Below are 22,975 nucleotides of genomic sequence, written 5' to 3' on the forward strand. Positions count from 1 at the left end.
AATGATGCTCCACCTGCCTCAATTAAGCATACGACTCAGTGGGCTGAGTTGGATGCCTAATTGAGAACGCCCCCCAAGGGCAATTCACTTGCCCTTAGTTCTATACAATAACGAGTTTCAACCTACCTCAACACGATCAACTTTCTGGAATCCACGCGGTAGTTTGTTACCTCGACGACCACGCTCTCCACGGTAATAATCCAGGTCGGTGGTTTTCAGAGTTAGATGCCGTTTACCGGCATAAACTGTCAGACTCTGATGCTCACCCAATACTGTCATCGCCACCATAAACTCTTCACGGCTGGAAGCTCTAGCTGCCGGAATGTTTATCAATTTGTTACCCTTACCTCGAGCCAGCATTGGCAGGTCTTTCAGTGGGAACAGCAACATTCGGCCTTCATTACTGATAGCCGCTACCACCTGATTTTCCAGATCTTCTACCTTCACCGGTTGCATGACCCGTGTGAACTTGGGCAGAGTCAGTGTTGTTTTACCGGCTTTATTACGGGAAACCAGATCACTGAATTTCACTACAAATCCATAACCCGCATCACTGGCCAGCAGGTAATGCGCGCACTCATCATCAATAACTGCCGCTTCGAAAGTGGCACCCGCTGGCGGATTAACCCGACCTGTTAACGGTTCACCCTGACTTCGTGCAGACGGCAATGTATGGGTAGCAATCGTATAAGTTCGCCCTGTGGAGTCGACAAATATAGTTGGCTGATTACTTCGCCCTTTCACGGTAAAGCCAAGGCTGTCACCAGATTTATAACTGAGCTTGTTCGGATCAATATCGTGGCCTTTAGCGGCACGAACCCAACCTTTGGCAGACATAACAACAGTCACAGGATCAGCCGTCATCAATTCTGTTTCAGAGAGGGCCTGTGCTTCCTGACGAACTGTAATGGCTGAACGGCGATCATCACCATACTTCTCAGCGTCGGCAATAATCTCTTTCTTGATCAACGTCTTCATACGACGATCAGAGCTTAGTGTCAGCTCCAGGTACTCACGCTCTTTGTTCAGCTCATCCTGCTCTGCACGCAGTTTCTCTTCTTCCAGTCGGGCCAAGTGGCGCAACTTCAGTTCGAGAACAGCTTCAGCCTGTCTGTCACTGAGACTGAAACGATTTATCAGTTCGGCTTTAGGGTTATCCTCGTGGCGGATAATCTCAATAACCTCATCAATATTCAGGAATGCGGTAATCAAACCTTCCAGCAGATGCAGGCGACCAAGAACTTTCTCAAGGCGGAATTCAAGACGACGAGTAACAGTTGCCTGGCGATAAGTGAGCCACTCTTTAAGCATCACATCCAAAGCTTTCACCTGTGGACGCCCATCGGTGCCAATCATATTCATATTGACACGATAAGTACGCTCCAGGTCGGTAGTGGCAAACAGGTGATTCATCAGCTGTTCAACATCTACACGGTTGGAGCGAGGAGTGATAACCAGACGGGTTGGGTTTTCGTGATCCGATTCATCGCGCAGATCAGCAACCATTGGCAGCTTTTTCTTCTGCATCTGATCCGCGATCTGTTCCAGAACCTTGGCACCAGACACCTGATGGGGCAGAGCTGTAATGACAATGTCGCCCTGCTCTTTGACGTAAACTGCACGCATTCGCAGGCTGCCACGGCCAGTGCTATACATCTTCTGAATATCAGCAACTGGAGTAATAATCTCCGCATCTGTCGGGAAATCAGGCCCCTTAATATGACTGCAAATGTCTTCCAGCGTTGCCTTGGGATGTTCCAGCAGGTGAACACAGGCTGCTGCCACCTCTTTCAGGTTATGGGGCGGAACATCCGTCGCCATACCAACGGCAATACCGGTGGTACCGTTCAGCAGCAGGTTTGGTAAACGGGCTGGCAGTGTAACCGGTTCATCCAGAGTGCCATCAAAGTTTGGCGTCCATTCCACAGTTCCCTGACCAAGTTCACCCAGCAGCACATCGGCATATTTACCCAGGCGCGCTTCGGTATAACGCATAGCAGCAAAAGATTTGGGATCATCAGGAGAACCCCAGTTACCCTGGCCATCCACCAGCGGGTAGCGATAAGAAAACGGCTGGGCCATTAACACCATGGCTTCGTAACAGGCGCTATCACCATGGGGATGATATTTACCCAGCACGTCACCCACAGTACGGGCAGATTTCTTGTGCTTGGCGCTGTTCTTAAGACCAAGTTCGCTCATGGCGTAAATAATGCGTCGCTGAACCGGCTTGAGACCATCACCAATATGTGGGAGTGCCCGGTCCAGAATGACGTACATGGAATAATTCAGGTAGGCCATTTCTGTGTAGGCCTTAAGCGACTGGCGTTCGACACCATCGTCGCCGATCACGATCTGGTCCGTCATCAGGGTATCCGTAAAAGGAAAACTTCAGAGTATATAAACTTTATTGGTAACAAGTTTGCCAGCTTGGGGGGAGTCTGTCAGTTATCACATTTGATTATGTGCGAAGTTCATTCTCATACTCGAGAATGGGGACGTATAAGGAACTCACTATGTGAGCATTGCTCAAGACGGTACGACAGAATGTCCCCTAGAAAAGATAATGACGAACAGCTTGAAAAAGTTGGGAAAGACCATTACTTGCGATCATAACGTTGTAACCGTAGATCGATAAGCACTTGCATTGTGATAAATAAACAGAAATTACTGCTATTGTTTCACTGCCCTATCCCTTAATTAAAAGGAAAATTAATATTCCTGAATTACGTAAAAACAAACACGCTCATGTTGCCTGCAAGTCGTAGATCCAGCTCCAGTTATCCACAACGATTCCTATTGGCGGCAATACAGAGATAACTAATAACCTGTGCCCTTGATACAGTTGAAAATCAGATAGCCTCCAATAGACCTGTACGCCGTTTGGCTCGAAGCTGTCTTATCTGCTTTCTGTCTTCACCTGACAAGGTTTCTCGCACGTAAACCATATGTTCTTCTGCTGCCAGACGAGCTTGTTCAGGCTGACCGGCCAGTATGGTTTCCATGATATGTCTGTGCTGATGAAGTAGCTGAGTACTGGTTTCCTGATTGTTATAAATGCCGCCGATATTAGAGGCAATATTATGTTTCAGAAGACTGAAAATAGCGCGCATGGTATGCAGAAGGATAATGTTGTGTGAAGCCTCTGCAATAGTCAGGTGAAATGTAAGGTCAGCCTGACTTTCCTGATCAGTCCCCATACTCTCTTCCAGAAGTGTGAAGGCTTCCTGCAGGCTTTTCCTGTCTTCTTCTGTCGCTCTTTGGGCAGCATAGAATGCACAGGTGCCTTCCAGCAGCACCCGAAACTCCAGTACATCATCCTGAGTTTCCGGGTGCTTGCTCAACATTTCTACCAAAGGATCAGCAACTGAACGTGTCAAAGTATCTGTTACGTAATGTCCACCGCCCTGACGAGATCGGAGGATTCCTTTAGCCGCCAGCGTCTGAAGAGCTGTGCGCAATGATGGGCGGGAAACTTCCAGCTGCTCAGCCAGCTTTCTTTCTGGCGGCAGGCGATCTCCTGGCTTGTAAACACCCTCCACAATCATGGTTTCCAGCTTTGCGGTAATACGGTCTGCCAGGGTTTGTTGTTGCACTTCTTATTCTCTCTCTTAGCCCCTGCCGGTATTGGAACCGCCTCGGTTAGTGGATGCAAGCCCTGCGTTCAATCGAACAAAAATAAACATTTATTCGTTGACAATACTTATACAGAGTTATTACCCTGCAGCAAAATTGGTCAATTGGTAAGACCAATTATTTCAATAAGTGTTTTGTTGGCCGCAAAATAAGAATAAGAGAGGTAACACATCATGAGTCCTGGCATTCAGGCCTTACTGGCTTTTGCACCCATTCTTGTCACTGCTGTTCTGCTGCTTGGTTTCCGCCTTCCAGCAAGAACTGCAATGCCTGCAGTCTTTCTCCTCACCGCAGGTATTGCAGTTTTTGCCTGGGATGTTTCATTCAACCGTGTCATGGCGTCTTCCCTGCAGGGGCTTGTCATCACAATTGCCGTACTGTGGATAATTTTTGGCGCTATTTTCCTGCTGAATACACTTAAACATTCCGGTGCGATAACAGCAATCAAAGCTGGCTTCGTAGGCATCACACCGGATCAACGCATTCAAGCCATTATCGTGGCCTGGCTGTTTGGCTCCTTTATCGAAGGTGCATCTGGATTTGGCACCCCAGCGGCTATCGCAGCACCTCTTCTGGTTGCTATAGGGTTTCCAGCACTGGCCGCCGTTATGGTTGGCATGATGATTCAGAGCACTCCAGTGTCGTTTGGTGCTGTAGGTACACCAATCATTATCGGTGTAAACAAAGGTCTGGATACACAAACTATTGGTGAACAGCTGGTGGCTCATGGTTCCAGCTGGGACGCATTCCTGCAGCTGATTACCAGCGAAGTCGCCATCATCCATGCCGTTGTCGGTACTTTGATGCCACTGTTCATGGTCATGATGATGACTCGTTTCTTCGGTCAGAATAAATCCTGGAAAGATGGACTACAGGTTCTGCCATTTGCCCTTTTTGCCGGTCTCGCATTCACCATTCCCTATGCGTTCACCGGCGTTTTCCTTGGTCCGGAGTTCCCGTCTCTGCTCGGTGGTCTGGTGGGGCTGGCAGTAGTCACCACTGCAGCTAAAGCCGGGTTCCTGATGCCAAAAAAAGTGTGGCAGTTTGCCCCTGCTGAGAAGTGGCCTGTTGAGTGGACAGGGAAACTGGAAATTAAGCTGGACAGCTTAAGTGCCGGTAAAGAAATGTCTCTATTCAAAGCCTGGATACCTTATGTACTGGTTGCAGTCCTTCTGGTTCTCAGTCGAACCAGTGACACTGTAAAAGCCTTCACTAAATCTGTTTCCCTCAGCTTCAGCAATATTCTGGGAGAAGCGGGCATCAGTGCCAGCATTCAACCTTTCTATCTGCCCGGAGGGATATTGGTAGCAGTGGTTTTAGCTACAGTTTTCCTGCACCGTGTTTCTCTAAAAGATATGGGATCGGCTCTCGGGGAATCTACCCGTACGCTGTTAGGAGCTGGCTTTGTACTGATGTTCACCATTCCCATGGTTCGTATATTGATTAACTCTGGTGTGAACGGTGCAGACCTCAGTAGTATGCCGGTGGCTATGGCGAGTTTTGTGGCTGATACCTTTGGCAGCGCTTACACAGTATTTGCTCCGGCTGTTGGTGCACTGGGCGCCTTCATCGCAGGGTCCAATACAGTGAGTAATATGATGCTGTCTCAGTTCCAGTTTGGTATAGCTGAAGCCTTGAGTATTTCTGGTGCCATGATGGTTGCAATGCAGGCCGTGGGAGCTGCAGCAGGCAATATGATTGCCATTCACAATGTAGTGGCGGCCTCCGCTACAGTCGGTTTGCTGGGGCGTGAAGGCGCAACTCTGAGAATGACCATCCTGCCTACTATCTACTATGTGATATTTGCCGGTATTCTGGGCACATTAGCCCTGACTGTTTTCGGCATTACTGACCCTCTGACCAGCTGATCAAAAATCCGGAGCCAGCCTACTGGCTCCGGTTGTCGAGGTTTTCTGTATGTCAGAACTTTTCGTAAACGCCATGGGCGACAACAACCAGCAACCCACGCCCAGCCTTCAGAAAAAAAGAGCCTATCCTTCACGGCCTGAAGCAGTGTATTTATACGGGACTTGCCTTGTTGATCTGTTGCAGCCCGAAGCAGGCCTTGACGCTATAAAACTGTTAGAGAGAGAGGGTATCAGGGTTGAGTTCGCAGAACAGCAAACCTGCTGCGGCCAACCTGCCTATACCTCAGGATATGATGACGAAGCCCGTGGGGTTGCCCGTTTACAGATGAATATCATGCCAGAGGACTGGCCTGTTGTGATTCTATCGGGTTCCTGTGGTGGCATGATGCATCATCATTACCCCAAACTATTTGCCGGCCACCCTGAAGAAAAGCAAGCTCTCAAGTTTGCAGACAGAGTGTTTGAATTCACCGAATTTCTTGTACATGTACTGGGCTACCAGCCGGAAGATAAAGGTAAGCCGGAAACTGTAGCAGTACATACGTCCTGTGCCGCACGTAGAGAAATGAATGTTCATCAGACCAGCTGGGCTTTGATTGACAGCCTCAGCAGCGTTACCCGCATTACCCAGGATCACGAGTTCGAGTGCTGTGGGTTTGGTGGCTCCTTCTGTGTACGTTACCCGGATATTTCCGGCGCCATGGTAAACGACAAAGTAAAAGCGATTAGCGATACCGGAGCCAATCGTCTGGTGAGTGCGGATTTTGGTTGCCTGATGAATATAAACGGTGCCTTTGAGTTCCAGGAAAAAGAAATGAGAGGAACACATCTGGCCTCTTATCTCTGGGAGCGCATCGGAGGTGACGATTTGTGAGCGAACGTATTCCAGCGCAGAACTTGAGCTTTGATGAGCGGGTTGAACGTGATCTGAATAATCCTCTACTTCGGACAAACTTCCGGGAAGCTATGGACTTCCTAATGGATAAACGCAGTAGCCGCTTTACTGATGATCAGCAGCTACAAGATCTGCGTAACCTTGGTGCAAGCATTCGCAAAAGAGCACTATCCAAACTTCCGGACTTACTTGAGCAGATGGAAGTGAAGTTACGTGAAAATGGTATTCGTGTGCACTGGGCTGAAACCCCCGAGCAAGCGAACCAGATCGTTCTGGATATAGCCCAACATCATGGTGTTAAAACCATGATCAAAGGCAAATCCATGGTCAGCGAGGAAACTGAACTCAACGCGTTTCTTGAACAGGAAGGTATCAACCCGGTAGAAGCCGATATGGGGGAATATATCCTTCAGCTGGCTGAAGACAAACCTTCTCATATTGTGATGCCTGCTATTCACAAAACGAAAGAAGACATTGCCCGCCTGTTCGAGAAAAATCTGGATGAGTGCGAATACACAGAGGATGTTGATGAGCTGATTCAGGCTGCCCGTCAAGAACTTCGAAAGGTTTTTCACGGAGCAGATATTGGACTTACCGGCGTAAATTTCATGGTGGCTGAAACCGGCACACTGGTACTGGTGGAGAATGAAGGTAATGGTCGCATGGCCACCACTGTGCCAAAAGTTCATGTTGCCATGACCGGTATCGAAAAGGTTATTGAATATCTGGATGACCTGCCGCCCTTGCTGACACTGCTTACCAACTCAGCAACCGGTCAGCCCATAACCACCTATGTCAATATGATTTCTTCTCCTCGTAAAGGGAGCGAAGACGGGCCGGAAGAGGTGCATCTGGTTCTGCTGGATAACGGTCGCACCATCCCTTATGCCGATCAGGAAATGCGTCAAACCCTGCAGTGTATTCGTTGTGCAGCCTGCATGAATCACTGCCCGGTTTACACGCGCCTGGGGGGCCATGCCTATGGCACTACTTACCCAGGCCCGATAGGTTCCATACTTTCTCCTCACTTGCTGGGTCTGGAAGAAACCAAAGACTTACCCAGTGCTTCAACTCTGTGCGGTGCCTGCTCAGAAGTTTGCCCGGTACGTATTCCAATACCCGATTTACTCAGACGTCTACGCCATGAAGGCATTCGTAAACTCAAGAAGGGTGAAGAGGCGGTTATTCGCGGCCACGGTACCAAATACACCCATACGGAAAAAGCTGCCTGGCTCAGCTGGAGCAAACTGTATAGCTCGCCTGCCCTTTATCGAAGCTTTGCATTGTCAGCCACACTTTTCCGCGGCCTGACCCCATCAAAGATGAAAGGCTGGACTGACTTTCGAACATCTCCCAAACCGTCCAAGAAAAGCCTGCACAGTCTGGTAAAGCAATACAGAAAACAGCAGGGAGGTGCTGAGCTGTGAGCACAGGTATTGATTCCAGAACCAATATTTTAAATCGTCTGCGCAAGGGATTAGGTAAAGATCCAAGTCTTTCTCTGTCTGATGATTATGGACAAACAGCTCATTACGATTGGGACAAAAACCAGCGCACTGAGAACTTTATTACTGCGATGGCTGCGGTAAAAACAGAGATTCACCGCACAACTGAAGAACTTTGGCCAGAGCTTCTTGTGAAGATACTGTTAGAGAAAGACATCAACTGTCTGCTGGTATCTTCCAAAAGAGAAACCGGTAAACGCATGGCAACTCAGGAGTTCATTGTTGAATCCGGGTTAACCCTGCAAACCGTGCCAGATAACCCACCAGGCCTAAAGGACAAACTGTTCTTTGATATCCCGGCAACACTGACCACCTGCCGCAGTGCAATTGCGGAAACTGGAAGCCTGGTTCTCTGGCCTGATGAGCATGAGCCCAGAGCCATGTCATTGGTTCCACCTGTCCACTTTGTCCTGCTAAAAGCAAAAGATATTTACAATACCCTTGCCGATGTCATCAGGCAGGAAGGCTGGGCCATAGGCATGCCCACAAATGCTTTACTGATTTCCGGACCATCCAAAACTGCAGATATTGCCCGGATTCTCGCCTATGGCGCTCATGGTCCACGTGAACTCATTGTCCTACTGGTCGAGTAAGCAACTTGCTGCCCTGCTGCTCAGGTAGAAGAGAGAACAAAAAATGAACACCGCTGTCACCGGCTTTTATAACGCTGTCAAAAACTCGATTCCAGAGGAGCGCCTGCTAACTGATGCGTCTCGGTTACTGGCATTTGGCACGGATGCCTCTTTTTATCGGCTTATTCCACAGCTGGTTGTTCTTGCCGAGAACGAGCAGGACATTCAGTTAATTCTTTCTGAAGCAGATCAACGACAGGTGCCAGTTACTTTTCGGGCAGCTGGTACAAGTTTATCAGGACAGGCCATTACAGACTCAGTGCTGGTTATTGCCAGTAAGGGATGGACAGGACATCAGCTTGTAAATGGTGGCAACAAAATCACTCTACAGGCCGGGGTCATTGGTTCGGAGGCGAACGCCATTCTCGCCCCATTGGGAAAAAAGATTGGTCCGGACCCAGCCTCTATCAACACATGCCGGATAGGGGGAATAGCAGCCAACAATGCCAGTGGTATGTGCTGTGGTGTGGCTCAAAACACTTACCATACATTAGACAGCATTCGTATGATCATGGCCGACGGCACCCTACTGGATACGGGCAATGCCGATAACGTTGAGGCATTTCGCAACAGTCATGCAGCGCTGCTGGAAGATCTCACCAAACTGGCCGAAGGGGTTCGAAACAACACAGCACTGACAGAAAAAATCAGACATAAATACCGCCTGAAAAATACTACGGGGCTGAGCATCAACGCCCTTGTGGATTTCAGAGACCCCGTGGATATTCTTGCCCATCTGATGGTGGGCTCTGAGGGAACCCTTGGCTTTATTTCTTCAGTAACCTACAACACGGTTCCGGATCATGCACACAAAGCATCGTCTCTGGTTGTTTTCCCCGATGTCGCAACCTGTTGCCGGGCCGTTACAGCACTGAAACCTGCACCGGTATCCTCTGTTGAACTGATGGACAGAAGAGCTATGGCCTCGGTCGAAGGCAAACCTGGATTGCCGGAGTTTATCAACTGTCAATTAGGCACTAATGCGTGTGCTTTGCTAGTAGAAACCCGTGCCGAAAACCAGAGCACTCTGCAGGAGCAGGTTACGGCCATTGAGCATATCATCGCAGGCTTCGAGGTTTTGGAGCGTGTGGCATTTACAGAGGTGGAGGCTGAATACTCAGCATTGTGGGCTATTCGTAAAGGGTTATTCCCCGCTGTTGGTGCAGTACGTCAGACAGGCACCACCGTTATTATTGAGGATGTTGCTTTTCCCGTTGAACAACTGACTGAAGGGGTTATTCGTCTTCAGCAACTGTTCGATAAGTACCATTACAGTGAAGCCCTTATCTTTGGCCATGCTCTGGAGGGCAACCTCCACTTTGTATTTACCCAGGCATTTAATTCTACGGAGGAGGTTGAACGCTATCGCCAATTTATGGATGACGTTGCCAAACTGGTTGCCGTGGAGTTTGGTGGCTCTCTGAAAGCAGAACATGGTACCGGTCGTAATATGGCGCCGTATGTTGAGCTGGAATGGGGCAGTGACGCCTATCAGTTAATGAAATCTGTCAAGCAGCTGTTTGACCAAAAAAACCTTCTGAACCCCGGTGTTATTCTTAATGACGATGAGAACGCTCATGTCACCAACTTAAAGCCTTTGCCGGCAGCCGATGAACTTATAGATAAGTGTATCGAATGCGGTTTCTGCGAACCTGTTTGCCCATCTCAGGCTTTAACACTGACTCCCAGAAAACGTATCGTATTGTGGCGCGAAATCAGCAGACTTAAACGAGAAGGGCACTCTCCGGAGGAACTTCAGCGCTTACAGGAACTGGAAAGCGAATACGCTTGGCAAGGCATCGATACCTGTGCAGCGTGCGGTCTGTGTTCCACCCGCTGCCCAGTAGGAATCAATACCGGAAAGCTTACCCTCAAGCTGAGAGCAGACAAGAACAAAGGCTTCAACAGCACAGCCCAATGGGTGGGGGGACATTTTGGTGGAACGACTGCTGGCGTTCGCACAGCACTGAGAGTTGCTGATACAGCTCACAGCCTTCTTGGAACAAATGCTATGGCTGGAATATGCAGCACTGTGCATAAGCTGTCTGGGCAACGTATTCCACTGTGGAACGATGCTATGCCGAAAGCAGCCAGTCAGGCACCATTGAAAGAAGATTCTTTGCCTGAAGTTCAAGGGCAAAAGACAGTTGTCTATTTTCCCAGTTGCGCCAGTCGTAATATGGCACCTTCCCGGATGGACTTTGAACAGGAACCACAGGCCAAAGTCGTAAAACGTTTACTGGAAAAAGCTGGCTACAGGGTTGTTATACCAAAGTCTGTTTCCAGTCTTTGCTGTGGTCAGCCTTTTGCTTCCAAAGGACAGCCAGATGCAGCAAGAAGTAAAGCTGACGAATTACACCAGATACTCTGGGAGGCCAGCAGACATGGTGAGTGGCCGGTTATCTCCGACACCAGCAGCTGCACTGGACAGCAACGAAACGAAGACGGTGCCAGAGGTTTACAAGTTTATGACATTGTTGAGTTTGCATACGAACACCTTTTGGGTGAGTTGAACATTCAGCAGTGTGATGAACCTGTGATGGTTCATATTCCCTGCAGCCTCCAGAAGCTGGGGGGGGCAGAGAAAATCAAAGCCATTGTCAGCCGCTGTACGTCACAAATGGTTATACCAACAGACATCACCTGCTGCGGCTTCGCTGGGGATAAAGGATTTACCACGCCAGAACTGAATGCGAGCGCCTTGGCACCTCTCAACGATCAGGTACCCGAGAATTGTCGTGAAGGTGTTTCTTCCAACCGTACCTGTGAGATTGGCTTAAGTCACCACAGCGGTGTGCCCTATCACTCTGTGGCTTATTTGCTGGATCGCTGTGTGCAATATGAGGATTAAACCTGCAAAAATGCTTTCATTGAAATAAAAAACATATATTGAAACGTTGACAGACAGCTTGTGAACGGTAAAGCAGCTTCAACACCATAACCAAGTTTGCTACCGTTCACGGGCGCTCAAACGCACCTGATAAAAATCAAAACGGATGTTTCAATGAAAAAGCTGTTTTTAGCTTCTGCTATTGCTTCTACTCTCTTTATTACTGGCTGTGCCTCTATTGTTAGTGAAAGCAACTACCCGGTTTCTCTGAAAAGTACACCATCCAACGCCACATTTTCTGTTACTGCTGATAATGGAGTCGTTGTACATAGTGGGCAAACACCTGCCACAGTTTTCTTAAACAGCGGTAGTGGGTTCTTTTCTGGGGCCAAATACACAATCACTTTTGAGAAGCCCGGTCATGAACCGACTGTCATTACTGTAGATTCACAAATTGATGGCTGGTACTGGGGCAACCTTCTGATTGGCGGCATCATCGGGATGCTTATCGTAGACCCTGTAACGGGAGCGATGTGGAAACTGCCAGAATCTGCCTCTGCACAGTTGAATCAAAATATTGCAGGGAACACTGATAATCCCCAGCTGCAGGTTGTTACTATTGATCAAGTACCTGAGAGTATGAAAGGCCAGTTGTTGAAACTGTAAAATCTGCCACACACTGCCTTGACCAAAAGCCAAGGCAGTTCTCTGGGAAATTAATCCCATACCACCATTTCCTGAACAATCGCACGGCTTTCAATCCAGCCTTTGTAATGCTGCTCTAATTGATGACGTTTAATCTTCATAGTGGGTGTTACCAACCCGTTATCAACTGTCCACTGCTCACGAGTTATATACACTTTGCCAATTCGTTCGTGGGGCATCAGGTTATCGTTCACCTGCTCAACTTCAGTTTCTAATTCCTGCTGCAGCAAACCTTTCTCCAATAGCTGCCCGGAATCAGACAAGCTGACAACAAGAACCGGAGAAATCATATCCTGCCCCATCAGACAGAGCTGCTCGATAGCATTGTGAGTAGATAAGCGATCTTCAATAGGTACCGGGGCAACAAATTTACCTTTACTGGTTTTAAAGTGATCCTTGATACGGCCAGTTAAGAAAAGACTGCCGTCGTCGTCAATATGACCAACATCCCCGGTACAGTACCAACCATCTTTTAAAACTTCAGATGTTTTCTCCGGCTCCCGATAGTAGCCCCGCATAACGGCAGGGCTGCGGAACATAACCTCTCCCTGCTCATTAAATTTTATCTCGCAACCCGGCATGGTTGTGCCAACGGAACCAAATAAAGGTTTACCTCCCTGGGAGAAAGTTCCGTAGGCAAGGTTCTCAGTCATTCCATAACCTTCGCGAATATCCAGTCCCAAACGGCTGAACCATTGCAGCAGGTCTTTTGGAATTGAAGCCGCACCGGAAAGGCAGATACGCGCTTTATCCAGCCCCAAACCTTTCAGTATCTGCTTTGAAAGTAATTGCGACAGAACAGGAATTCGCAAAATCATCCGCAGTCGTTTAGGAGGGATTTTCTCTTCAATACCCATCTTAAACTTCTGCCACAAACGAGGTACCGAGAAGAACAGAGTTGGTCTGGTATTCTTCAGATCATCCAGAAAGGTGTCTATGTTTTCTGCAAAATGAACTCTGGCACCGGAGTAAATACTGGCCATCTCCACTATAACTCGTTCAGCTGCATGGGAAAGAGGCAGATATGAGAGATAGCGATCTCTTGAATCGACATTAAAAACTTTCACTACACGGGAACAAACAAAAGCCACTCCGCCATAAGTGTGCATCACACCTTTGGGATTGCCAGTTGTGCCTGAGGTATACATTAGAGTGAAGACTTGCTCTGGGCCGGGGCGGGGGCTGTCTTTGTAGGGAGTGCCGGTAGTTAGTATCTCATCAAGACTGAAATCTGTTTCCAGTGCACAACCACTCATACCAATGGTATGACACGTTTCGATCAACGCCTGCTGCAACCACTCTGGTTGATCCAGGCGACCAGCGAAAATCAGCTTTATATCCCCATGCTCAATAATGTAACGAAGATCGTCTGGCGATTGCCCAGGATAAAGCGGAACACTGATATGACCGCTCATCATTATGGCCATATCAGCAATCAACCATTCAGCACAGTTTTTCGCCTGAATACCTATACGACTACCAGCTGGTAAATGTCGGGATTTAATCCAACCCGTAACAATTCGCACCTGCTTGGCAAATGTTTTCCACGTGTAATCTTTCCACTTTCTATTGACTGGCTGGCGCAGATAGATCTGCTCTGGGTGATTCTGTTCCCAGTAATAGAGCATATCCAGAGGTGTTGTGGTCAGCCCGGAGAGGGGAGCACTCTTTGCTGCCATAATGAAAGTCCATTTATTATTTTTATTTTCTTCAGTACAACACAATAAAAGCTGATAGCCAATAGAAGGGTTTTGGTTGCTTGCAGGGGCCAGCGGTGGAACAATCCCCTCCACTCGGGAAAACAATAAAGCCACACCGATGAAAGATGAAAGGCCGACCAGAACGATAGCCAGTATTTTTGTTCGCTCCTGTCTCGCCGGATATGAAAGCCGAAAAGGTAGTAGTGTTGCTTTACTGGATCAGGCAGGTATTGATCCTGACATTCTCACCAATGCCGAGTTAAGAGCAGATCCAGAGGCTTACAGCAGACTTATTCAATTAATCTGTATTGGGCTGGAAGACGAGTTCTTTGGTCTATCCGGGCACTCAGCTCCCACAGGTGCTTTCAACATGATGGCTCGGGCATGCATTACCAGTGCCACTCTTGGTGATGCTCTGCGCCGCTGTTTTAAATTTTTCTCCATGGTTACTCCCAGTATGCATTTCAGCCTTTCCTGTCAGGGAGAGGAAGCAAGAATTGCGATTGAACATATTGATAAAGGGGGGCTGGACGACCACTTCCTTATAGAATCGCTAATGATTTGCCTGGTGCGCTGGAGCAGCTGGCTTATTGGCCGTCACCTGTTACTTAACCGGGTTGATTTCTGCCACGCAGAGCCAAGGGATATTGATGAGTACAGCCTTATGTTTCCCTGCGCCCGCAACTATAAACAGCCAGTTAATTTGATAGTGTTTGGCTCGCGGTACTTATCTATGCCTGTTGTACAGGATGCCCGCAGTCTAAATGAATTCCTTTCGGAAGTTCCTGGTAATCTTCTAACCCGTTATCGCCATGATGATAGCCTTTCTGCCCGCATCCGCCGCCGTTTAGCCAATACCCGTTATGAAGAGCTGCCTTCTTTTGAAGATATTGCCAGTGGTCTGAATATGTCGACCCAAACCCTGCGCCGACGTCTGAAAGGTGAAGGTAACTCTTACCGAGAAATTAAAGACAGCATTCGCCGGGATATTGCCGTTTACCATCTCCTGCGCCAGGACATGTCGATTAATGAAATTGCTGAACTGACAGGTTTTGCTGAACCAAGCACTTTCCACCGCGCTTTTAAAAAGTGGACTGGGTTAACACCAGGCGCCTGGCGGGAAGAGCGAGTGACAGCTGAATAACGAGTCAGCACAGACATAATTTTCCATTTCCGCATAACCATTTGATTACTATGGCAATGACTCTATGTCATAAAATTTGTCATGGGTGATAGCCTTCCCTTTTGAGTAATTTCACAGGTAAACTGAAAAAACTCAACGGAGGGGAGAGTGCCATGATTAATAAGAAAAGCCCCAGCTCGGAAAACGGAGTTTACCGACATAAGGACTTGCTCAATCGGTTTCGGGACTCAAGGCAAACTCCCAAAGAGTTTATTAGTCAGTGTTTGCAAAACGGTATGGTGTCCGGTGCCGACGCCCTTGAACTGATGTCTGTACTCAAATCTAAAATCACAACCCGCTCTTTTACTTTGGCGGATTTGACTGATGAAGACCACTTTCGCCATGGCTTGTATGAAACCACATTGGAAGACAGTGAAAACAACCCTGTTTTCGTAATCCAGTTTGACCAAAAACTGACAGAACACGCCAAAGAAATTCAAGAGTTGTTGGAAGGCTTTTCAAGAGACGTGGCAGAACTCGTAAGTGAGAGCGAAAACGAAGACCTGCAAGATATAGACGAAGTTGATGTATGTTGCTCACGGGAAGAAGCAATGGAAACGATTCTTGAGAGTCTTTCTGGAGATGCTGTTCGTCATTAAATAGAACTCCGATACTCCGATAATTCCATAAGCCACAACGCCAGAACAGGGTTGTGGCTTTTTTATGGCCTCGCCGTATCAGGCAGCGAAAAACAGAGTCGCTGTACTCATAGCGAATGGGTAAGGCTCTGTTCAGCCCAGATAACGATATGAATACACACCGCCGGAGGAGAGCAGCAAAGTTACTTTCAAGACGTTTGTAAAGCTGGCATTGGGCAGGCTGAGACTCTTCCAGAAGGGCTGATCGTAAAACACGCATCTGGCGGGAACGGAGGGTGGTCACGGTTTCCATAAACTGACAAAACCGGTGTCGTTCGTGGTGATCTCCAGTCAACACGTTTGGGTGGAAGGAGTTTATACGACTACCAACTAATATGCCGAACAGAGCCTAACTGTGGTTTGTTAGGCCACAGCCTCTGTCTGCTTTGGTCATTGTGACTTTACCTGTCTCCGCTATGTTGTAGGGCACTATTTATGGAGGGGGAACGATCAGTGAGCGAAGCTTATATTTACGACGCCATTCGCACGCCTCGCGGCCGTGGCAAAAAAACCGGTGCACTGCACGAAGTAAAGCCTATCACTCTGGTAGCCAATCTTTTAAAAACGCTGCAAGAACGCAACGGCTTTGATACAGCCGATGTGGATGACATTGTACTTGGCTGTGTTACAGCTGTCGGCGATATGGGTGCAGACATTGCTAAAACAGCCGCACTGGCCGCTGATTGGAAAGATGATGTGGGCGGTGTCACTCTGAATCGGTTCTGCGCATCAGGCTCGGAAGCTGTGAACCTAGCGGCTATGAAGATTCGCTCTGGCTGGGAAAACCTGGTTGTTGCCGGTGGTGTTGAATCCATGTCCCGTGTCCCAATGGGCAGTGATGGCGGCCCTTGGGCAATGGATCCTGAAACCAACCTGAATACTGGTTTTATGCCTCAGGGAATTGGTGCCGATTTGATTGCAACCCTGGCTGATTTCAGTCGTACAGATGTTGATGAATATGCCGTAAATTCTCACCGTAAAGCTGCAGCTGCTTGGGAAAAGGGGGCATTTGATAAATCTATTATTCCCGTTAAGGATGCGAACGGCATTACCATTCTTGAGAAAGATGAACTAGTACGAGCAGATTCCAGCGTGGAAGCCCTGTCAGGGCTAAGACCATCTTTCCAAATGATGGGCGAGATGGCCTTTAATAGTGTGGCGCGCGAAAAGTACCCACAGGTTGAGACAATTAACCATGTTCATCATGCTGGTAATTCTTCCGGTATTGTTGATGGCGCAACTGTGCTTCTACTGGGCAGTGAAGAAGCTGGCAAAAAAATGGGCATCAAACCCCGTGGCAAAGTTGTTTCCACCGCCGTTGTCGGCACAGATCCAACCATAATGCTGACCGGCCCGGCCCCTGCCACAGTAAAAGCTTTGGATCTTGCAGGTCTGTCTATTGATGACATTGACCTGTTTGAAGTCAATGAAGCTTTTGCTTCTGTTGTTATGCGCTTCCAGAAAGAAACAGGCGCTCCCTGGGAAAAAATCAACGTAAACGGTGGTTCTATCGCAATGGGGCATCCTCTCGGCGCGACAGGCGCCATGTTGGTGGGTACTGTTCTGGACGAGCTTGAAGCTCGCCAGCAGCGTTATGGCCTGGTCACCCTCTGCGTGGGTGGTGGCATGGGTATCGCAACCATCATTGAGCGCGTGTAAGGGAGGGATACAACATGTCTAACGCTATTCGTTATGAGAAAGACGCCAAAAATATTGTTCATCTGATCATGGACAACCCCAATGGCTCTGCCAATGTGATGGACAAGGATTTTCAGGACAGTTTTGCCGCAGTGACGGAAAAACTGGTTTCTGAAGCTGACTCGGTAACAGGTGTGATCTTCCGCTCTGCCAAGAAAACCTTCTTTGCTGGCGGAGACCTGAACAGCATTTATAAGGTAACGCCTGAGCAGAGTCAGGAATTCTTCGAGATGGTGGAAGGCCTGAAGGCTAACATGCGCCAGATAGAAACTCTGGGTAAGCCTGTTGTTGCTGCTATTAACGGTGCTGCTCTTGGTGGTGGTTGGGAAATCTGTCTCTCAGCGCATCATCGTGTAGCCCTGGATAGTGACAAGATTAAAGTGGGTCTACCTGAAGTCACTCTCGGCCTGCTCCCTGGCGGCGGTGGTGTAGTTCGTACCGTGCGTTTACTAGGTCTGGAAGCAGCTTTCCCTCTGTTGATGGAAGGTAAGCAACTCTCGCCGTCCAAAGCACTGAAAATGGGCTTGATGTCTGAACTGGCTACAGATACTGATGATCTTATGGCTAAGGCTGTTGCCTTTATTGAAGCCAATCCTCAGTCAGCTCAACCTTTCGACCAGAAAGGCTATAAGATGCCCGGCGGCAAGCCAAACAACCCAGCTATGGCTCAAAAACTGCCTATCGCTCCAGCCATGTTAAAGGATAAAACCAAAGGCTGTTTCCCTGCCCCTGAAGCCATTATGAGTGCAGCGGTGGAAGGTGCGCAGACCGACTTTGAAACGGCTACCCGCATTGAGTCACGCTACTTCACCAAGCTGGTTACTGGTCAGGTGAGTAAGAACATGATCGGTACTTTCTGGTTCCAGCTGAATGAAATTAAAGCAGGCGCCCGCCGTCCAAAAGATATCGAGAAGAAGCCGGTTAAAAAGGTGGGTATTCTCGGTGCTGGTATGATGGGCGCTGGCATTGCCTGGTCCTGTGCCAGCAAAGGTATCGACGTAGTCCTGAAAGATGTTTCTCAGGAATCCGCCGAGAAGGGTAAGGCATACTCTGAAAACCTGCTGAAGAAGCGCTTGTCCCGTGGTCGCACGACTCCCGAGAAGAGTGAAGCGATTCTTTCCCGCATCTTGCCGACCTCTTCTGCAGAAGATCTGAAGGGTTGTGATCTGGTCATTGAAGCGGTATTCGAAAACCGTGATCTCAAGGCCAAGGTCACTCAGGAAGCCGAAGCTCAGCTGGAAAACTCAGCGATCTTCGCTTCTAATACTTCTACTCTGCCAATCAGTGGTCTGGCAGAGGCCAGCACCCGCCCTGCTAACTTTATCGGCCTGCACTTCTTTTCTCCGGTAGACAAAATGCCACTGGTGGAAATTATCTGTGGCGAGAAGACATCTGATGCAGCTCTGGCTTTTGCTTACGACTTTGTTCTGCAGATCGCCAAGACTCCCATCGTTGTAAACGACAGTCGTGGTTTCTTCACTTCTCGTGTATTCGGCACCTTCCTGAACGAAGGTGTGGCGATGCTGGGTGAAGGTGTTCCGGCATCATCGATTGAAAACGCTGGCTTGCTGGCCGGTATGCCTGTTGGCCCTCTGGCGGTTGCCGATGAAGTAAGCCTGGAGCTGACGGCCAAGATCCGTAACCAGACTATCAAGGATATGGAAGCGGAAGGCAAAGCCTATACACCTCATCCTGCCGAGGCAGTTATCGATCGTATGCTTTCTATTGAGCGTGCTGGCCGGGTTGCTGGTGGTGGCTTCTACAATTATCCACAAGGTGGTAAGAAGAAACTGTTCTCTGAACTGAAAGATATGTTCGGTGATGAGAATGAAATGCCGCTGAAGGATATCAAAGAGCGCTTACTCTTTATTCAAGCCGTGGAAACTGCCCGCTGCTTTGAAGAGAACGTGCTGACATCTGTACGTGATGCCAACATTGGCTCTATCTTCGGCATCGGCTTTGCCGCCTGGAGTGGTGGTGCGCTGCAGTACATCAACCAGTACGGTTTGCCTGAGTTTGTTGCTCGCGCCAACGAACTGGCTGACCAGTATGGTGAGCGTTTCACACCACCTGCGCTGCTGGTAGAGATGGCTGAGAAAGGCGAGACATTTAAGGACTAATAACGAGTTCCAAGCTCCCCAAAACCCCAAAAGCCCTTACTGAACATTTTCAGCAAGGGCTTTTTTAGTACTATTAAGCGATTAAAACTATCGGGGACAATAAGCAAATACATCTGAATGGAAGTTATTCTCTGGGAAACCTGCTTCCACTAAAGCATCCATCGTCGCATACACCATATCGGGTGAACCACTGATATAAAAATGCGCACCTGCCAACTGCTCTTTATCATCAAGAATTGCTTTATAAAGCAAGCCATGACGACCATTCCAGTCGCTGTCCGCTTCAGGCTCACTGACTACTGGGTGATAGCGAACACCTTTCTCACTGGCCCAATAAACCGGCAGGCTTGGCATATAAAAGCCGCTGGGATGACGCACGCCCCAGTAAAGGTGCACGGGATGCTTATGCTCTTTAGCAAATGAAAACTCAACCATAGCTTTCATTTGCGCAAAGCCGGTTCCTGCAGCGATCAGAACCAACGGAGCATCCGGGCAACTTCCAAGATGGCAGTCTCCATTGGGCAAGTTGATAGTAACAACCTCTTCTGACTCCAGATGGGTAATCACCTGCCGGGCACGCTCATGCCCTGGAAAACACTGAATATGAAGTTCAAGAGTCTGGCCATCTTCCGCCGGTGCCGAAGCAATGGAATAAGCACAGGGATCCCCTGTGGGCATGATGATTTCCAGATACTGGCCAGCAGCCCACTGCAATGATTGACCATCTGCGGCTTCCAGAATGATCTGATATACATCGCCGGAAATTTTGCTCAGTCGCTGAACTTTGACTTGCTTCTGTACTGCTTGCCCAGACACAGGCTCCCCCGATTAAATGATTCTCAGCCGCATAGTAACGATCTAAACCCTTATGAAGCAACAACCCCTGAAAAGCAATAGCCCCTGAAAGCGATAGCCCTGAAAAGCAATAGCACCTGTTTCAGGGAAGAATAAACTTCCATGGATTAACACTTTCATGCTGCTGGCGGCTCGGTATTGAAAAAGTGCCCTCTCCCTTCAATACTGCTGTAGCATCCTGCACTACCTCAGGGCACTCGGTGTAACCCCAGTGATCAAACATATTGTTCACTCCCCCAACACTCTTGGTGTTGGTGATATCCACAACATACACAAAGTCAGGGAGATTTTTAGGGTAAGCCGGGCCGCTGCGTCCCAACCTGCGCTTGCCATTTTTTGTATAACGGGAAACCAGTAAGGCCTCGTCACTTCGATGCATATACACATGCACACGATCAGCAATAGATGTGAGGCGACGCATACCCCCTTCATCGGTGAAAACATCGTGATCCACATCCGGATTAAACAGGATGCTCTCTGTGAACAGTGGTTTCAGATCATCTGTTTCCAGACTCTTGAGCATATGATCCAGAACCTGATTACCCATTGAGTGGGCAACAAGATGGATATTGTTACGGCAAGGTTCGAGGCAGTCCTTCTCAAACATATCCGCAAAAAACATTCTCAGGTTTCGGAACAATCGCCCCAGCATAACTCCTGTATCGCGGGCATCTTCCTGATCACGTTCGTACTTCAGGTCAGACTGAGAAGGCCAGGACAAATAAACTAGATGCTTCACTTTTCTTTGAGGATGCTCTGCGCTGTGAAGATATTGCTCTTTGAGCCGTTCAATACCTTCAAACTCATCATGAAGATCATTTTGGAAACCATGAATAAAGAACATGACATCACCGGATTTCCCGACCATATCCTCATAAAGATTCCCGAACAACGCCTGAGTTCCTTCACGTTGATCAGCTGGCGTATCAAGAAGTTTTCTATATCCACGTAGGCCATAGTCACCCAGCAGTGAATAGCACTCATGAATCTGCTGATCACTGATACCTTTTTGATATTCGTGAAACTTTGCAATCCGGAAACAGCTCTGGGCCTTCTCTCTACCATCTATGGAGATCTGGTTGTTCTGATCAACTCTTCGGTTCGTTACGATATAGACAGCCACAGCAGCACTCCCTCTTATTCTTCTTAATTAACAGTACTGCTGTGACATCTATTGTCACATATTGTCACACCGTTATTTAATCGATACCTAGCTCATCCCACAGCTCATCAACCCGGGATTTCACTTCATCAGTCATGGTGATTGCACGTCCCCACTCACGCTTGGTTTCTCCCTGCCACTTATTCGTGGCATCAAAACCAACCTTGGAACCCAAGCCCGCTTCTGGCGAAGCAAAGTCCAGATAATCAATGGGTGTGTTTTCTATAAAGACTGTATCCCGCTTGGGATCCATTCGGGTTGTCATCGCCCAGATAACATCATTCCAGTCACGGGCATTGATATCATCATCACAAACGATCACAAACTTGGTATACATAAACTGTCGCAGGAATGACCAGACTCCCAGCATCACCCGCTTGGCATGTCCGGGATATTCCTTGCGCATAGTGACAACGGCCATGCGATAGGAACACCCTTCCGGCGGCAGATAGAAATCAACAATTTCCGGGAACTGTTTCTGCAGAATCGGCACAAAAACTTCATTCAAAGCCACACCCAGCATGGCAGGCTCATCGGGCGGACGGCCGGTGTAGGTACTGTGATAGATTGGATCTTTACGATGGGTCATGCGCTCAATCGTAAATACAGGGAAGCTTTCCACTTCGTTGTAGTAACCCGTGTGATCTCCGTATGGGCCTTCGTCAGCAAAATCATCCGGGTAGATATAACCTTCCAGAACAATCTCTGCGCTGGCTGGCACCTGCAGGTCGGTAATTGTGCCTTTTACCAGTTCGGTGCGGGAACCTCGTAGCAAACCGGCAAAAGCATACTCAGAAAGGCTGTCTGGCACTGGAGTTACAGCTCCCAGAATTGTTGCCGGATCTGCACCAAGAGCAACTGCAACCGGGAAAGGTTCACCCGGATTACGTTCCTGCCAGTCCCGCAAATCCAGAGCGCCACCACGGTGAGACAACCAGCGCATGATCAAACGATTTGGCCCAAGCAATTGCTGGCGATAAATCCCCAGATTCTGGCGCTCTTTTAACGGACCTTTGGTGATTACCAGTGGCCATGTCACCAGCGGGGCAACATCGCCGGGCCAGCAATGCTGTATTGGCAGTTTGGTGATATCAATATCATCACCTTCGAGAACAACTTCCTGGCAGGGAGCTTTGCGAACCACTTTAGGCCCCATATTCAAAACCTGCTTGAATATCGGCAGCTTTTCCAGAGCATCACGGAAGCCCTTGGGTGGATCAGGTTCCTTCAAGTAAGCCATCAGCTTGCCCACTTCACGCAGGGCATCAGTATTGTCCTGCCCCATTCCCAGCGCCACACGCTTAGGTGTGCCGAACAGGTTGGCAAGCAGAGGAACGTCTGAACCTTTCGGGTTTTCAAACAATAAGGCTGGCCCGCCGCGTCTCAGGGTGCGATCACTGATCTCTGTGATTTCAAGATAAGGGTCGACTTCTTGTTTTATACGCTTTAATTCGCCCAGCTTTTCCAGCTGATCGATAAAATCCCGCAAGTCACGGTATTTCATTCACTGACCTTTTTACCATGGAGGTACTGCACACAATATCTAGG

At 48.6% G+C, this 22,975-nt stretch carries 16 protein-coding genes; 10 read left to right on the plus strand and 6 right to left on the minus strand.

The genetic code is table 11. The annotated features are described in order from the left end of the window. Nucleotides 1-117: 117 nt before the first annotated feature. The gene (parC, locus tag QMA35_RS03945) at nucleotides 118-2,367 is read right to left on the minus strand and encodes a DNA topoisomerase IV subunit A (RefSeq protein WP_281645831.1); all 2,250 of its coding nucleotides are present in this window, start codon (nucleotides 2,365-2,367) and stop codon (nucleotides 118-120) included. A gap of 485 nt (nucleotides 2,368-2,852) precedes the next feature. Further along, on the minus strand, nucleotides 2,853-3,596 hold the full coding sequence (locus QMA35_RS03950) for an FCD domain-containing protein (RefSeq protein ID WP_281645832.1): 744 nt from the start codon (nucleotides 3,594-3,596) through the stop codon (nucleotides 2,853-2,855). Between the two features lie 213 nt (nucleotides 3,597-3,809). On the opposite strand from QMA35_RS03950, the gene QMA35_RS03955 reads away from it, so the two are divergent. The 6 genes from QMA35_RS03955 (at nucleotide 3,810) to QMA35_RS03980 (ending at nucleotide 12,032) form a co-directional block, all read left to right on the plus strand. Beyond that, nucleotides 3,810-5,504, plus strand: a complete 1,695-nt coding sequence (locus QMA35_RS03955) for an L-lactate permease (RefSeq protein WP_281645833.1) — start codon at nucleotides 3,810-3,812, stop codon at nucleotides 5,502-5,504. 49 nt (nucleotides 5,505-5,553) lie between these two features. Continuing rightward, nucleotides 5,554-6,378, plus strand: coding sequence for a (Fe-S)-binding protein (locus QMA35_RS03960; protein ID WP_281645834.1), 825 nt, complete (start codon nucleotides 5,554-5,556; stop codon nucleotides 6,376-6,378). Further along, nucleotides 6,375-7,826 carry a LutB/LldF family L-lactate oxidation iron-sulfur protein gene (locus QMA35_RS03965; protein WP_281645835.1) on the plus strand — a complete coding sequence of 484 codons (1,452 nt, stop codon included), beginning with the start codon at nucleotides 6,375-6,377 and terminating at the stop codon, nucleotides 7,824-7,826. The genes QMA35_RS03960 and QMA35_RS03965 overlap by 4 nt, the downstream gene beginning before the upstream one ends. After that, nucleotides 7,823-8,497, plus strand: a complete 675-nt coding sequence (locus QMA35_RS03970) for a lactate utilization protein (RefSeq protein WP_281645836.1) — start codon at nucleotides 7,823-7,825, stop codon at nucleotides 8,495-8,497. Before QMA35_RS03965 ends, QMA35_RS03970 begins: the two co-directional genes overlap by 4 nt. 43 nt (nucleotides 8,498-8,540) lie before the next feature. Continuing rightward, entirely contained in the window at nucleotides 8,541-11,387 is a 2,847-nt protein-coding gene (locus tag QMA35_RS03975) for an FAD-binding and (Fe-S)-binding domain-containing protein (protein WP_281645837.1), read from the plus strand. Between the two features lie 153 nt (nucleotides 11,388-11,540). Next, on the plus strand, nucleotides 11,541-12,032 hold the full coding sequence (locus QMA35_RS03980; protein WP_281645838.1) for a hypothetical protein: 492 nt from the start codon (nucleotides 11,541-11,543) through the stop codon (nucleotides 12,030-12,032). A gap of 50 nt (nucleotides 12,033-12,082) precedes the next feature. On the opposite strand, the gene QMA35_RS03985 is transcribed toward QMA35_RS03980, so the two are convergent. After that, on the minus strand, nucleotides 12,083-13,750 hold the full coding sequence (locus QMA35_RS03985) for an AMP-binding protein (protein ID WP_281645839.1): 1,668 nt from the start codon (nucleotides 13,748-13,750) through the stop codon (nucleotides 12,083-12,085). 76 nt (nucleotides 13,751-13,826) lie between these two features. Here QMA35_RS03985 and QMA35_RS03990 point away from each other — a divergent pair, with 76 nt between their 5' ends. The 4 genes from QMA35_RS03990 (at nucleotide 13,827) to QMA35_RS04005 (ending at nucleotide 19,410) form a co-directional block, all read left to right on the plus strand. After that, entirely contained in the window at nucleotides 13,827-14,915 is a 1,089-nt protein-coding gene (locus QMA35_RS03990; protein ID WP_281645840.1) for an AraC family transcriptional regulator, read from the plus strand. Between the two features lie 152 nt (nucleotides 14,916-15,067). Then, complete coding sequence (locus tag QMA35_RS03995) at nucleotides 15,068-15,553, plus strand: hypothetical protein (RefSeq protein WP_281645841.1); 486 nt, start codon at nucleotides 15,068-15,070, stop codon at nucleotides 15,551-15,553. 492 nt (nucleotides 15,554-16,045) lie between these two features. Beyond that, nucleotides 16,046-17,251, plus strand: coding sequence for an acetyl-CoA C-acetyltransferase (locus QMA35_RS04000; RefSeq protein WP_281645842.1), 1,206 nt, complete (start codon nucleotides 16,046-16,048; stop codon nucleotides 17,249-17,251). 14 nt (nucleotides 17,252-17,265) lie between these two features. Next, a complete protein-coding gene (locus QMA35_RS04005) occupies nucleotides 17,266-19,410 on the plus strand; it encodes a 3-hydroxyacyl-CoA dehydrogenase NAD-binding domain-containing protein (protein ID WP_281645843.1) in 2,145 nt (714 codons plus the stop codon). 87 nt (nucleotides 19,411-19,497) lie between these two features. Here QMA35_RS04005 and QMA35_RS04010 read toward each other — a convergent pair whose 3' ends face one another. The 3 genes from QMA35_RS04010 to ubiD form a co-directional block, all read right to left on the minus strand. Beyond that, nucleotides 19,498-20,226, minus strand: coding sequence for a hypothetical protein (locus QMA35_RS04010; protein ID WP_281645844.1), 729 nt, complete (start codon nucleotides 20,224-20,226; stop codon nucleotides 19,498-19,500). A 121-nt stretch (nucleotides 20,227-20,347) separates the two neighbouring features. After that, the gene (locus QMA35_RS04015) at nucleotides 20,348-21,388 is read right to left on the minus strand and encodes an alpha/beta hydrolase (protein ID WP_281645845.1); all 1,041 of its coding nucleotides are present in this window, start codon (nucleotides 21,386-21,388) and stop codon (nucleotides 20,348-20,350) included. Between the two features lie 76 nt (nucleotides 21,389-21,464). Next, the gene (ubiD, locus tag QMA35_RS04020) at nucleotides 21,465-22,931 is read right to left on the minus strand and encodes a 4-hydroxy-3-polyprenylbenzoate decarboxylase (RefSeq protein WP_281645846.1); all 1,467 of its coding nucleotides are present in this window, start codon (nucleotides 22,929-22,931) and stop codon (nucleotides 21,465-21,467) included. Nucleotides 22,932-22,975: the final 44 nt, after the last annotated feature.

The sequence above is a fragment of the Parendozoicomonas sp. Alg238-R29 genome (assembly GCF_947331445.1).
Classification (GTDB): Bacteria; Pseudomonadota; Gammaproteobacteria; order Pseudomonadales; family Endozoicomonadaceae; genus Sansalvadorimonas.

Excerpts from the sequence above, each read along its gene's own strand:
- QMA35_RS03995 (WP_281645841.1), top strand. The coding sequence starts at position 15,068 with ATGATTAATAAGAAAAGCCCCAGCTCGGAAAACGGAGTTTACCGACAT.
- QMA35_RS03980 (WP_281645838.1), top strand. The coding sequence starts at position 11,541 with ATGAAAAAGCTGTTTTTAGCTTCTGCTATTGCTTCTACTCTCTTTATT.
- QMA35_RS03955 (WP_281645833.1), top strand. The coding sequence starts at position 3,810 with ATGAGTCCTGGCATTCAGGCCTTACTGGCTTTTGCACCCATTCTTGTC.
- QMA35_RS03960 (WP_281645834.1), top strand. The coding sequence starts at position 5,554 with ATGTCAGAACTTTTCGTAAACGCCATGGGCGACAACAACCAGCAACCC.
- QMA35_RS03975 (WP_281645837.1), top strand. The coding sequence starts at position 8,541 with ATGAACACCGCTGTCACCGGCTTTTATAACGCTGTCAAAAACTCGATT.
- QMA35_RS03985 (WP_281645839.1), bottom strand. The coding sequence starts at position 13,750 with ATGGCAGCAAAGAGTGCTCCCCTCTCCGGGCTGACCACAACACCTCTG.
- parC (WP_281645831.1), bottom strand. The coding sequence starts at position 2,367 with ATGACGGACCAGATCGTGATCGGCGACGATGGTGTCGAACGCCAGTCG.
- QMA35_RS04005 (WP_281645843.1), top strand. The coding sequence starts at position 17,266 with ATGTCTAACGCTATTCGTTATGAGAAAGACGCCAAAAATATTGTTCAT.
- ubiD (WP_281645846.1), bottom strand. The coding sequence starts at position 22,931 with ATGAAATACCGTGACTTGCGGGATTTTATCGATCAGCTGGAAAAGCTG.